Source organism: Agrobacterium sp. ST15.13.015 (genome assembly GCF_027871645.1).
GTDB classification, from domain to species: Bacteria; Pseudomonadota; Alphaproteobacteria; order Rhizobiales; family Rhizobiaceae; genus Agrobacterium; species Agrobacterium leguminum.
The window spans coordinates 299,170-312,596 of the sequence record NZ_JAQAHF010000007.1 but is presented as its reverse complement, the minus strand read 5'-3'; the positions used below and the strand labels follow the sequence as shown (position 1 = coordinate 312,596).

11 protein-coding genes and 1 pseudogene are annotated in these 13,427 nt (G+C 61.0%); 9 read left to right on the top strand and 3 right to left on the bottom strand.

Annotation, left to right across the window (positions count from 1 at the left end; translation table 11 throughout):
• The 7 genes and pseudogenes from PIB16_RS13790 to uxuA form a co-directional block, all read left to right on the top strand.
• Window positions 1-225, top strand: a pseudogene (locus tag PIB16_RS13790) (IS4 family transposase); the annotation flags it as partial.
• 352 nt (window positions 226-577) lie between these two features.
• Entirely contained in the window at window positions 578-1,294 is a 717-nt protein-coding gene (locus tag PIB16_RS13785; protein ID WP_271045776.1) for a FadR/GntR family transcriptional regulator, read from the top strand.
• 62 nt (window positions 1,295-1,356) lie between these two features.
• Window positions 1,357-2,331, top strand: coding sequence for a sialic acid TRAP transporter substrate-binding protein SiaP (locus tag PIB16_RS13780; protein WP_269313522.1), 975 nt, complete (start codon window positions 1,357-1,359; stop codon window positions 2,329-2,331).
• 60 nt (window positions 2,332-2,391) lie between these two features.
• Complete coding sequence (locus tag PIB16_RS13775) at window positions 2,392-2,964, top strand: TRAP transporter small permease (protein ID WP_059758143.1); 573 nt, start codon at window positions 2,392-2,394, stop codon at window positions 2,962-2,964.
• Window positions 2,965-2,968: 4 nt separating this feature from the next.
• Window positions 2,969-4,375, top strand: coding sequence for a TRAP transporter large permease (locus tag PIB16_RS13770; RefSeq protein WP_035220793.1), 1,407 nt, complete (start codon window positions 2,969-2,971; stop codon window positions 4,373-4,375).
• A gap of 70 nt (window positions 4,376-4,445) precedes the next feature.
• Window positions 4,446-5,492, top strand: coding sequence for an L-idonate 5-dehydrogenase (locus tag PIB16_RS13765; protein WP_271045775.1), 1,047 nt, complete (start codon window positions 4,446-4,448; stop codon window positions 5,490-5,492).
• 16 nt (window positions 5,493-5,508) lie between these two features.
• Window positions 5,509-6,717: a mannonate dehydratase gene (gene uxuA / locus PIB16_RS13760; RefSeq protein WP_271045774.1), complete on the top strand. Its 1,209-nt coding sequence runs from the start codon at window positions 5,509-5,511 to the stop codon at window positions 6,715-6,717.
• A 96-nt stretch (window positions 6,718-6,813) separates the two neighbouring features.
• Here the strand turns inward: uxuA and PIB16_RS13755 are convergent, their stop codons facing one another.
• Window positions 6,814-7,224: an antibiotic resistance protein VanZ gene (locus PIB16_RS13755; protein ID WP_185740855.1), complete on the bottom strand. Its 411-nt coding sequence runs from the start codon at window positions 7,222-7,224 to the stop codon at window positions 6,814-6,816.
• 244 nt (window positions 7,225-7,468) lie between these two features.
• Between PIB16_RS13755 and PIB16_RS13750 the strand changes: the two genes are divergently transcribed.
• Both PIB16_RS13750 and aztD read left to right on the top strand, forming a co-directional pair.
• Window positions 7,469-8,980: an aldehyde dehydrogenase (NADP(+)) gene (locus PIB16_RS13750; RefSeq protein ID WP_271045773.1), complete on the top strand. Its 1,512-nt coding sequence runs from the start codon at window positions 7,469-7,471 to the stop codon at window positions 8,978-8,980.
• A gap of 279 nt (window positions 8,981-9,259) precedes the next feature.
• The gene (aztD, locus tag PIB16_RS13745; protein WP_142844596.1) at window positions 9,260-10,510 is read left to right on the top strand and encodes a zinc metallochaperone AztD; all 1,251 of its coding nucleotides are present in this window, start codon (window positions 9,260-9,262) and stop codon (window positions 10,508-10,510) included.
• Between the two features lie 69 nt (window positions 10,511-10,579).
• On the opposite strand, the gene PIB16_RS13740 is transcribed toward aztD, so the two are convergent.
• Both PIB16_RS13740 and PIB16_RS13735 read right to left on the bottom strand, forming a co-directional pair.
• Window positions 10,580-11,578 carry a TRAP transporter substrate-binding protein gene (locus PIB16_RS13740; RefSeq protein WP_271045772.1) on the bottom strand — a complete coding sequence of 333 codons (999 nt, stop codon included), beginning with the start codon at window positions 11,576-11,578 and terminating at the stop codon, window positions 10,580-10,582.
• 16 nt (window positions 11,579-11,594) lie between these two features.
• Entirely contained in the window at window positions 11,595-13,427 is a 1,833-nt protein-coding gene (locus PIB16_RS13735; RefSeq protein ID WP_271045771.1) for a TRAP transporter large permease, read from the bottom strand.

Sequence of the window (13,427 nt, the reverse complement as noted above, 5' to 3'; positions counted from 1 at the left end):
ACGTCAGAAAATGCCGTGCGCATCCAGATCGCTGTCGCCCTGATCGCGTACCTGCTCCTGCGATTGGCGCAGGCTGACCAGAAGACCGTGCCAAGCCCACTCGCCTTCGCCCGGCTGGTACGCGCAAACCTCATGCACCGGCGACGCACCGATCGGCTTCTAAACCCGCCACCAGACAAACCCACAAACCAAAACCAGATGGCCTTCCAATGGCCACAAATTTAAACCGGACAGTAGTGGGCCTGTCCCGAGGATCTAACCACCTATCGTAAAACTGACCGGTAGCAGATGCTCGGGACAAGCCCGAGCATGACGGAGGCAAGGTTTGCGAACTTTACCATCCTCTTATGCACAAAGACTCGGGCTGGCTGAATGCCCACTCCAAGCCGGAATGACGGAAGTGGTAAAAGCCGCGGAATAAGACAACGCCCGACCTGCTGAACCGCCTCAAACTCCTCCCCCACACTTTTCCACCAGCGGCCAATTGACAGCACCGCATAAATGCGTCCTAATAAAATTGGTAAGACCATCTTACCGCTTGCGCGATCGGGGGAGACTTTCGCGCTGGGAGGATATCATGTTTGTGGCTCTGGAGCCGCGCCGCCTTTACCGGCTGGTCGCGGAACAAATTCGTTTGCTCATCGAAAGCGGGGAACTGACCGAAGGCCAGCGCCTGCCGGGGGAACGGGATCTTGCCGAACGCTTCGGCGTATCGCGCCCGACGGTTCGCGAAGCGCTTATCGTTCTGGAAGTGGAAGGCCATATCCATATCCGCATGGGTTCGGGCGTCTATGTCAGTGCAGCCGGCAAGCAGGCCAAGGAAAAGCCGCCGGTGCCGGATGCGCATGGACCATTCGAAATCCTGCAGGCGCGCTGCATCATTGAGAGTGCGATTGCAGAGGAGGCAGCACGGCTTGCCACGCCGGAATGCATCGCCAAGCTCGATGATATCATCGAACGCATGGCCGGCGCGCTCGACAGCTCGCCACAGGCGCTCAATTTCGACCGGGCCTTCCACACCGCGATTGCCGATATCATCGGCAATTCGGCGCTGAACCGCTTTACCGGCCTGATCTATGACGAGCGCAGCCTGTCACCTTTTTTCGAAAAGCTCGCCAGCTATTTCGAAGGACCGCACACCTGGAACCTTGCCGTTCAAGAACACCGCGCAATCCGCGACGCCATTGCCGCTAACGACCCGGAAGGTGCACGTGAGGCGATGCGGCAGCATCTGACGCTGTCGCAAAAGAGATTTTCCGAAAGTTTCGGGGAGGAAACGATCGGAGAAGAGTGACCGCGCCGTAACCGGCGACGGGAAAAATGAGAAATCTGGCTTTAATTCGGGAGGAGTTAAGAATGAAAATCAGATTGTCGACTTTGATGGGCGCAACAGCCGCCATCCTGCTTTCCGCGCTCGCGGCGCAGGCGCAGACCACGCTGAAATGGGCGCATGTCTACGAGACCTCCGAACCGTTCCACACCGATTCGGTCTGGGCTGCGGAAGAGATCGCCAAGCGCACCGAAGGCCGCTACAAGATCGATGTCTTTCCGGCTTCGCAGCTCGGCAAGGAAGCCGATATCAATCAGGGCCTGAAAATCGGCACCGTCGATATCATCATTTCCGGCTCCAGCTTTGCCGCGCGTGACTTCAAGCCGATCGGCGTCACCTACTTCCCCTATATCTTTCGCGACCCGAGCCATCTGATCGCCTACACCAAGAGCGATATCTTCAAGCGGCTCGCCAAGGGTTATGAAGACAAGACCGGCAACCACATCGCCGCCGTCAGCTATTACGGCACGCGTCACACCACATCGAACAAGCCGATTGCCGCCTGCGCCGACATGGCGGGGCTGAAGATGCGCGTTCCCGACGTTCCGGCCTATCTGGCCATGCCGCGCGCCTGCGGCGCCAACACCACCCCGATTGCCTTTGCGGAAGTCTATCTGGCGCTCCAGAACGGCACGGTCGACGCCCAGGAAAACCCGCTGACCACCATCGAGGCGAAGAAGTTCTTCGAAGTGCAGAAGAACATCGTCCTGACCGGCCATATCGTCGACCACCTCAATACGGTGATTTCGAAGAACCTGTGGTCGCAGCTCTCCGATGAAGACAAGAAAATCTTCACCGAAATCATGCAGCAGGCAGCCGAGCGCACCACCAAGACCATCGAAAGCCGCGAAAAGAGCCTCGTCGAAGACTTCAAGAAGCGCGGCCTCACAGTGGCCGAGGTGGACAAGGCCGACTTCGAGAAGAACGTCCTCGAAAAAGTGAAGTTCGAGGATTTCGGTTACGACAAGGCCGACTGGGAAGCCATTCGCGCCGTCAAGTGAGCCAAGATCCGGTGCGGCCCCGTTGCCGCACCGCCCTTTCTCTCCAGACGGGATATCTCAATGTCGCAGGAAATCCATACTCAGGTCACGCCTGAGGAACTCGCCCATACGTTCGACGAGGCGCCGCCGGAGGTCGATCTCAAGGTCTATTCATTCGAAGACTGGGTCACGCTCGGCCTCTTCTGGCTGATGACGGGCTGCGTGTTCCTTCAGTTCTTCACCCGCTACGTACTCAACGACAGCTACGCCTGGACGGAAGAAATTGCCGTCAACTGCCTGATCGGCGTCGTCTTTTTGGGTTCGGTCATGTGCGTGCGCATGTCGCGCCACATCCAGGTGGATGTGCTTTATCACTATGTGCCGCCACAGGTGGCCCGCGCCATGTCGATCCTTGTCGATGTGCTGCGTATCCTCTTCTTCGCCTACACCTCCTGGCTGATGTGGCGCTATCTGGAAATCGTCGCCGATGAGGAGATGGTCACCGTGGCGTTGCCGCGCAACATCGTTTTCTACACGGTTCTGGCCGCTTTCGTTCTGATGTTCTTCCGATCGGTGCAGGTCTTCATCGCCAATATGCAGCGTGGTTATTCCGTGCTCGAGCGGCCCGAAGAATTCCAGAGCGCGGGGGATTGATCACATGCTGCTTCTTATCGGCTCCTTTCTTCTCCTGATGCTGATCGGCCTGCCCGTCGCGATCTCGATGGCCTCGGCCTCGCTGCTCTACATCGTCTTCTACAATGTCGCGCCTGATATCATCGCGGCTCAGCGCCTGATCGCCGGTGTGGAAAGCTTTCCGCTTCTGGCCGTTCCCTTCTTCATTCTCGCCGGCAACCTCATGAACACGGCGGGGGTAACGGGACGCATCTATTCCTTCGCCGTCGCACTCGTCGGCTGGATGAAGGGCGGCCTTGCACAGGTCAACATCATCGGCTCGGTGATCTTTTCCGGCATGTCCGGCACCGCGCTTGCCGATGCGGCCGGTATCGGCACCATCGAAATCAAGGCTATGAAGGATCACGGTTATCCGGTCGAAGCGGCCGTCGGCGTCACCGCCGCCTCCGCAACGCTCGGCCCGATCTTCCCGCCGTCGCTGCCCTTCGTCATCTATGGCATGATGGCGAATGTCTCCATCGGCGCGCTGTTCATGGCCGGCATCGTTCCGGGCGTCGTGATGACGCTTCTGATGATGATCACGGTTGCCGTCTTCGCCTATATCAAGGGCTGGGGCTCCGATACGCCCTTCAGCCTCAGAACCATCTTCGGCGCGTCGATCGAAGTTTTCGTGGTGATGATGGTGCCGCTCGGCATCTATATCCTCACGGCGTTTGGCCTGTCGCTCAACCTATCGATCCTGATCGTGCTGGTGATATTGCTCGCCTGCGACTGGTATTTCGACTTCTCGGCCGTGATGGCGCTGATGACGCCTGTCATCCTGATCGGCGGCATGACCATGGGCTGGTTCACACCGACGGAAGCCGCCGTTGCGGCCGTCCTCTGGTCGTTGTTCCTCGGGCTTGTCCGTTACCGGACGATGACCTTCAAAACGCTGGCGAAATCGACCTTCGATACGATTGAGACGACCGCTTCGGTGCTCTTCATCGTCGCGGCGGCCTCGGTCTTCGCATGGCTGCTGACGGTCAGCCAGGCGGCGCAGCTTCTGTCGGCGGCGATCCTGACGATCACCGACAGCAAGTGGATTTTCCTCGTGCTGGTCAATCTCCTGATGCTGTTCGTCGGCTGCTTCCTCGATACGATTGCGGCCATCACCATCCTCGTGCCGATCCTGCTGCCGCTGGTGCTGCAGTTCAATATCGATCCGGTGCATTTCGGTCTCATCATCACGCTCAACCTGATGATAGGCCTGTTGCATCCGCCGCTCGGCATGGTGCTGTTCGTGCTCTCGCGCGTGGCGAAACTCTCCGTCGAACGCACGACCATGGCTATTCTGCCCTGGCTGGTGCCGTTGTTCGTGGCGCTGCTGCTGATTACCTTCGTTCCGGCCATCACGCTGTGGCTGCCGACCGAAATGGGCCTGATCCGCTAACGCAAGCACTCTTGCCCGCGCGGTTTCCCGCGCGGGCTTCTTCATCCCATACACATATGAGGGCATCGTCATGCAGACACGCGTGGCACGTCTATACGGCCAGAAGGACATTCGCGTCGAAACGCAGGACCTCATCGAGCCAGGGCCTGGCGAAGTGCTGCTCGCCATGGCGGCGGGCGGCATCTGCGGCTCCGATCTGCATTATTATCAGGATGGCGGCTTCGGTCCGGTCCGGGTGCGCGAGCCGATCATCTGCGGGCATGAGGCATCCGGCCATGTGCAGGCGCTGGGAGAGGGTGTCAGCGGGCTTGCCATCGGCCAGCTTGTCGCCGTCAATCCGTCTCAGCCCTGCGGCCATTGCCATTTCTGCCTGAAGGGCCAGCCGATCCATTGCCTCGAAATGCGCTTCATGGGCAGCGCCATGCGCCTGCCGCATGAACAGGGCATGTTCCGCGACCGGCTGGTGGTTCCCGCCAAACAATGCGCGAAATTTTCAGTGGATACCTCACCGGCTGAAGCCGCCTGCACCGAGCCGCTCGCGGTGTGCCTGCATGCCGTGGCCCAGGCCGGCGATCTGGCAGGTGCGAAGGTGCTGGTGACCGGCGCAGGCCCCATCGGCCTCCTGACCATTGCCGCCGCCCGCCACGCCGGAGCAAGCATCGTCGTTGCCACCGACCTTACCGATGCCGCACTTGAACGCGCCCCCGCCATGGGTGCCGACCGCACCATCAATGTCGCGAAAGACGCCAAGGCGCTCATCCCCTATCAGGACAATAAGGGTTATTTCGACGTCATTTTCGATTGCTCCGCAGCCGCTCCAGCACTTCGCACCGCCTTTGCCTGCGTGCGCCCGCGCGGCACCATCGTGCAGGTGGGCGTCACCGGCGACATCACCATTCCGCTCAACGCGCTGGTGGGCAAGGAAATCCTCTGGCGCGGCTCACAGCGTTTCCACGACGAATTCGCCATTGCCGCCGGGCTCATCTCCACCCGCAGGATCGATGTGCGGCCGATTATTTCCCACAGCTTCCCGCTTGGCGAGGCGACAGCTGCATTCGAACAGGCCGGAGACCGCTCTGCCGCCTGCAAGGTGCAGCTGACATTTTCCGCAGACTGATATTTGAGGATTTAAAATGAGACATACATGGCGCTGGTTCGGCCCGGTCGACAAGGTCACGGTTCAGGATGCGGCTCAGGCGGGCGCGGAAGGCATCGTCAGCGCGCTGCATCACATCGCCACTGGCGATGTCTGGCCGGTGGATGAAATCGCCAAACGGCATGAAGCCATCAAGGCCGGTGGGCTTTATTGGGACGTGGTGGAAAGCGTGCCGGTCTCCGAGGATATCAAGGCCCAGACCGGTGACTGGAAAACCCATATAACCAACTGGCAGGAAACGCTGCGCCGACTCTCCGCCTCCGGCATCCGCACCGTCTGCTATAATTTCATGCCGGTGCTGGACTGGACCCGCACCGACCTGCGCTGGGAAACAAGACACGGCGCAAAGGCGATGCGCTTCGACCTTCCCGATTTCGCCGCCTTCGACATTCACATCCTGAAACGTCCAGATGCCAAGGCCGATTATCCGGACTGGCTGGCGGAGGAAGCGGCAAAACGCTTCGCCGACATGCCGGACACGAAAATCGCCGCCCTCGGGCGTAATATCGGCGCGGGTCTGCCCGGTTCGGCGGATGGTTATACGCTTGCCCAGCTTCTGGAAAAACTGCGGTCCTATCACGGCATCAACCGCGAAAGGCTGCAACAGAACCTCATCGACTTCCTCTCGGAGGTGACGCCGGTTGCCGAAGAGGTGGGTATCAACATCTGCGCCCATGGCGACGATCCGCCATGGCCGCTGCTCGGCCTGCCGCGTATTCTCTCCACCGAAGCCGACTACGCCCATATGCTCTCAAAGGTCGATAGCCGCGCCAATGGCGTCACGCTCTGCACCGGTTCGCTGGGCGCGCGGGCGGACAATGACCTGCCCTTCATCGCCAGCCGTTTTGCAGATCGCATTCATTTCGTACATCTGCGCAATGTAACGCGCGACACCGACACCGTGCCCTGTTCTTTCTTCGAGGACGAGCATCTGGAAGGCGGAACCGACATGGTCGCCGTCATCGCCGCACTCCTCACCGAAGAAGCGCGCCGCCGGGCGGAGGGCCGTGAAGACCACCCCATTCCGATGCGGCCCGATCACGGCCAGGAAATCCTCGACGACCTGACGCGCGGCGCACAACCCGGTTATCCCGCCATCGGCCGGCTGAAGGGGTTGGCTGAGCTGCGTGGCATCGAACGCACGTTATCGCACAGCCGTTTCGGGCTGGCGAAGGGTGATCGCTAAGCGAAAGCGCGGCGCGTTTGATCGGCTTTCTATCCGTCATTCCGGCCTCGAGCCGGAATCCAGCCGACGCGCGTCCGCGCGGCGAAAAGACTCCTTTCAGCCCAAGGACTTGGGCTGGCTGGATTCCGGCTCAAGGCCGGAATGACGGATGAGAGAACCTGCGGTCAATCGCGCCTTGAACTGAAGCCAAGAAAAAGCCCCAAGCCCGCCGGCGACGACGCCGGCGGCTTTCACGGCGGCGTCCATCAGATGCGGATGGCGGGTGGGCGACAGGAATTGCAGCGCCTCGATGCCGAAAGCCGCCGCAATGCCTGCCACGATGATCGCCAGCCAGTAACGCGGATAGGCGAGCACGAAGGCGGCCGAGCAGAAGGCGAAGGCCGCGGCGCGGTCCAGGCCCACCGTCGTCAGCGTGTGCGGACGAAAGCCGATAGGGCAAACTGTAACGATCACAATCAGCAGAAAAACCGACCAGGCGACATATTTCGGGAGTCTATTTGTCATCATGGCGTCACAATAGAGCGCCGTGCGCGTAAACGGAAGCGGGTCTTTTTCACGCCTTGCCCAATTAATCACACTTTTCGGTCAGATAGTTGAAAAACCGGCTTTCGCTCAGGCCCCACACGGGCTAAGGCAGAAGGCAACCGGGCGAGGATCGCGGCTGATGGCGTTTTCGCTGTCGCCTTTCGGTGCAACGTCACGGTGTCGGGTGGATTTTCCACACAGGATCAGATTTTCAGGGAAGAGCACAATGAGTTTCAAGCCGCACGGCAAACATCTGGTTGCAGGAGAATGGGTCGCAACGGAAGCTAAATTCCGCAGCGAGCCTGCACATGGCGAAGCTTTCGATTTTTCGGTCGGCACCGTCGATCTGGTGAATGCGGCCTGTGAAGCTGCCGAAGAAGCCTTCTGGAGCTACGGTTACACCACCCGCGAAGAGCGCGCCGCATTCCTCGACACCATCGCCGATGAGATCGAAGCACGCGCCGACGCCATCACCGAAATCGGCTCGTCCGAGACCGGCCTGCCCGCAGGACGTTTGCAGGGCGAACGCGGCCGCACCGTTGGCCAGCTGCGCCTTTTCGCCTCGCACATCCGCAAGGGCGACTATCTCGACCGTCGCCATGACGAAGCGCTGCCAGATCGTCAGCCGCTGCCGCGCCCGGATATCCGCCTGATGCAGCGCCCGATCGGCCCCGTCGCGGTCTTCGGCGCCTCCAACTTCCCGCTCGCCTTCTCCACGGCCGGCGGTGATACCGCTGCCGCTCTGGCAGCCGGCTGCCCGGTCGTCGTCAAGGGCCATTCCGCCCATCCCGGCACCGGCGAAATCGTTGCCGAAGCCGTTCTCGCCGCCGTCAAGAAGCACAATCTGCATCCCGGCGTTTTCTCGTTGATCCAGGGCGGCCGCCGCGATGTCGGTTCCGCGCTCGTGCAGCATCCGCGTATCAAGGCGGTCGGTTTCACCGGTTCGCTCGCCGGCGGCCGCGCGCTGTTCGATCTCTGCGCCCAGCGCCCCGAGCCGATCCCCTTCTTCGGCGAACTGGGGTCCGTCAACCCGATGTTCCTGCTGCCGGAAGCGGTTTCCGCCCGTGGCGAAGCCATCGCCAAGGGCTGGGCGGGTTCGCTCACCATGGGTGCGGGCCAGTTCTGCACCAACCCCGGCATCGCCGTCATCCTCTCCGAGCAGGCGGATGCGGTTGCTGAAACCGCACGTGCGGCCCTTTCGGAAGTCGGTCCGCAGGTCATGCTGACCGACGGCATCGCCGCTGCCTATCGGGACGGCCGTGACCGTATCGCTGCCGGCAACGGCGTGCGCGACGTTCTGACCACCACCTGCAACCTGCGCAATGCAACGCCTTACCTGTTCCGCGTTTCGGGCAAGGACTGGGTTGCCAACCATGCGCTTGCTGAAGAAGTCTTCGGCCCCCTCGGCCTGATCGTGACGGTTGATAGCACCGAGGAAATGCTGGAAGTTGCCAAGAGTTTCGAAGGCCAGCTGACGGCAACCATGCATCTTGATGCCGGCGACGCCGAACTTGGTCGCAAGCTGCTGCCGATTCTCGAGCGCAAGGCCGGCCGCGTTCTCGCCAACGGTTTCCCAACCGGCGTGGAAGTCTCCGAAGCCATGGTGCATGGCGGCCCTTACCCGGCATCGACGAACTTCGGCGCAACCTCTGTTGGCACGATGTCGATCCGCCGCTTCATGCGCCCGGTTTCCTACCAGAACATTCCTTCGGATGTTCTGCCTGACGATATCCGCTAAAACTGATCGGGGCAGGCGCAGCGCTGCACCTGCCCTTTTTATTCGGCTTTACCGCCCTTCGGGAAATACGGCCTGACGCTGAAGCGTCAACCGCCTCCCCTTCTCCCGCCTCACGGTCCCCATCCAGATTTTTCCGTACGAAGACGTCGGCATCGGTTGACATCGCCCCCGCACGTAATGCTAATACGCAATCTCGTAACGTAATAACATTACAATCGTCCTTCAGAACCGATACCGGTTCGTATCCGCACGGGGATGATAACGCCTGGAAGGAACACCATGAGATTTTCCCTTCAACAGCACCTTGGCATGAGCGCGCTTGCCACGTGCCTTGCCCTCACCCTGCCGCTCGCCTCTGGCGTGGCGCAGGCGGAAGAAAGCGGCGACACCGTCAAGGAATGGCGGCTGTTCGTCGCCGATCACAGCCAGCCCGTGGTGCGCGCAATCAATTTCGAAACCGGCAAGGAACTCGGACGCTACGACCTCAAGGGCTATGCGGCGCTGACCGCCAGCGCCTCCGGCAAGACGGTCTTCGCGACGCAATCGGATGCCGACATGGTGCATGTGATCAAGACCGGCATCGTTTTCTCCGATCATGGCGAGCATCGCGATCTGGATGTGGAAGATGCGGCGCTTTTGCCCGTCACCTTCGAAGGCAAGCGCCCTTTCCACGTCGTGCCGCATGATGACCATGCCATTCTTTTTTATGACCGTGGCGGCAAGGCAGAGATCATCGATGAAGCAGCCCTGCTGGACGGCAAGGCCAAGGTCCGCACCGTCGATACGACCGCCCCGCATCACGGCGTGGCGGTGACCATGGGCCGTTACGTTCTGGTTTCCGTACCGAATACCGAGGTCGAAACGAAACCCGATACGCTGCCGCCACGCATCGGGCTGCGTGTTCTCGACAGGGAGGGCAAGCAGGTCGGCGAACAGGCGGCATGCACCGATCTGCATGGCGAGGCAACATCCGCGCGGCTTGTCGCTTTTGGCTGCAAGGAAGGCATTCTCGTTGCCCGCCCCGGCGGCACCGATGGTCCCAAGCTTGAAATGCTGCCCTATCCGGAAGATTTCCCGAAAGCCTATACCGGCACGCTGCTGGGCGGCAAATCCATGCAGTTCTTCCTCGGCAATTACGGTGAGGACAAGGTCGTCCTGATCGATCCTGACAGCAAGGACGCCTTCCGCCTGGTGGAACTGCCGACCCGGCGCGTCGATTTCATTCTCGATCCCGCCAATCCGCGCAACGCCTACATCCTGACGGAAGACGGCGACCTGCATGTGCTTGACGTGCTGGAAGGCGCCATCACCCGCAAGGCGAAGGTGACCGAACCCTACAGCAAGGACGGCCACTGGCGCGATCCGCGCCCACGTCTCGCTGTTGCCGATGGGCAGGTCGCGATCTCCGATCCGCGCCATTCCCTGATCCGCGTGGTGGATGCGGAAAGCCTGACGGAAACCCGCACGCTTGCGGTGGCAGGTCAGCCCTATTCCATCGTTGCCGTTGGCGGCTCCGGCGCTTCGCACTGATATCCAACAAAAGAAACCCCGTGCGCCTGAAGGACACACGGGGTTTCCTGATTTTGATGGGCCGTATTATCAGGCCGACTGCACAGCCTGTATCTTGTCGATGCCGCCGACAATGCCTGAGAAATCCTGCCAGACGCCCTGCGCGCCCTTGCGCCATTCATCCAGCGCTTCCGGCTGCAGCACCTTGCCGCCCTTCGAAAGCGCAAGCTCGACGGACTTTACTTCGTCCTCGACGATCAGCTGGTTGAAATATTGCGCGCCTTCGCTCGACGCTTCCAAGAGAACCTTCTTCTCTTCGTCGTCCAGCTGGTTCCAGAAGGTCGCACCATAATAGACGACGCCTGAAGCCCAGATATGGCCGGTTTCCGTCAGATAGGGCACGACCTCGTAAAGCTTGAAGCCGGCATAAGCGGACTTGGTGAGATCCATGGCATCAGCCACCCCGGTTGCCAGCGCATTATAGGTCTCGGTGATCGGAATCCCTACCGGGGTGGTGCCGAAGGCGCTCCAGAGCTTGGTGTGCAGCGGGCTCTGGATGACGCGGATCTTCTTGCCTTCCAGCTGCTCCGGCCGGGTGACCGGCTCCTTGGTCAGAAGATGGCGTGCGCCGTAATTGATGAAATCGGCTGCGATGAATTGCTGGGCGGCGAGCTTCGTCTTCAGATCAGTGCCAGTCTCGCCCGTAACAACCTTGCGCACATGCTCGGCATCGCGGAACAGGAAGGGCAGATCGAGGATCTGCAATTCCGGCACCCAGCCGGAAAGCGAGGAGACGGTGGAAAGGCTCGCCTGAACCGATCCCAGACGGATGTTTTCCGCCACTTCCTTTTCACCGCCCAGCGCACCGCTCTTGACGATGTTGAAACGGAAACGGCCGGGCAGCTTCGCCTCCACCAGCTCGCTGATCTTCACCCAGATTTTCGTTTCCGGCTTGTCGTCGGCGAAAAGCGACGCGACGGTGAGGTTGCGGGTTCTGGCATGTGCCGTACGTACGAAAGCGGGTGCGGCAAGCGTTGCCGCGCCAATGGCGGAGAGTTTCAGGAGATTGCGGCGATCGATAATAGTCATGAATAAAACCCCGGATTTAGAAGAAAATGGCCCAGGCGCACAGAATGGCGAGGGAAACGAGAAGGGAGACGAGATAGGGAACGACGGCCCGGAAAAGTGCTGTCGCCGGAATGCGGGTGACGCCGCTGACCACGAAGATCAGCATGCCGAGCGGCGGTGTCAGGCCATGGATCATCAGATTGACCACGAGGATGACGCCGAAATGGATGGGATCAATGCCAGCCGCCACCGCAGCGGGCAGCAGGATCGGTCCGAATAGCAGGATGGCCGCACCGATATCCAGCACCAGTCCCACTACGAGCAGGATGAGGTTGGAGAGCAGCAGCACCGCGATCTTGCTGCCGCCGAGCAACGTCACGAAGTCGGTGACGAGGCCCGAGACATTGTCGACCGCCAGGAGAAAGGCGAAAGGCCCCGCCGTGCCGATCAGAAGACCGATGGCCGCCGCCTCACCGGCCGATTGCCGGAAGGTCGCGAAAATGCGCCCTGCCCCCAGCCGGTAACCGAAGCCGAGAAGCAGCGTGTAAAGTGCGGCAAGTGCTGCCGCTTCCGTGGTGGTGACGATGCCGATGCGGATGCCAACCACCACGATGACGCCAAGACCGAAGGCCGGTATGGCGGCGATGGCCGAGCGCCAGCGCTCCGCACCTGTGGCACGCGGCAGGGTATCGACGCTGCGCACGCTGAAATGGATTGCCACCGCAAGGCAGACCGCCATCAGCCCGCCGGCAAAAAAACCGCCGACCAGCAGCGAGCCGACCGACAGGTTGGTGGCCGTTGCGAGGATGAGAAACGCGATGGAGGGCGGAATGACATTGTCCAGCACGGAGGTGGCGGCAATGATCGCGCCCGCCTGCGCCGGAGGATAGCCATGTTTCACCAGTTCCGGCTGGAAGGTGGAAGCACCGAAGGCGGCATTGGCGACCGATGACCCGGATGCGCCGGAAAACAGCACGCTGGTCAAAAGCGTCGTCTGCGCCAGGCCTGCCCGCCGATGGCCAACCATGGAGGCGGCGAAACGGACCAGCTGATTGGCGACGCCAGATTCCGTCAGCAGGCTTCCGGCCAGCAGGAAGAAGGGAATGGCGAGCAGCAGGAATTTCGACATGCCGGTCACGGTTGACGAAACGATGGCCGGCTCCGGCAAGGTGCTGCCGAAGGCAATCGCCACATAAGCGGCGGCAAGGAAGGCATGGGCAAGCGGCGCAGCGAGCACCAGCCCCACGGCCGCCGTCAGCGCCAGAAACAGGCTCGGCGGCAGGTTCGTATCGACAAAAACTTCCGGCAGGCCGACATAGGCCACAATGGCGATGGCGAGAGATGCGAGAACGGCAAGCGCCTTGCCTTCACTGACACGCTGAAGCGCCAGATAAAGAAGGATAAGCGCGCCGCCTGCGCCGAGAAAGCCGAAACGCACCCATTCCGGCAGACCAAGCGTCGGAGATGTGCCGCCGAGCATCGCTGCGATCTCCACCCCGCCGAAGGCGAGGATAAGTGCTGCGATAAAGGAGAAGGCATCGGCCAGAACTTCGGTCGCCGCGTGAAATCGTTGCGGAAGGAACCGCACGAAGACATCGAGCCGCATGGCGAGCGCACTTTTGAGACTGAGCGGCGCACCGACAGCGATCATGGCCACATGCAGCCAGATGCCGAGGTCTTCCGCGCCGATGAAGCCTGTGTGAAACAGATAACGCAGCGTGACATTGACCAGCACCACCACGAGCAGCGCCGCAAGGATTGCTGCCGCGACCGCGCCGAGCACCGTGTCCAGAACGGCGAGCACCCGCTCGGCCACGCGTTGCGGGCCGATGCGTCTTTGTGCGATTGTCGTTGCCGGACTTGCCGTCAT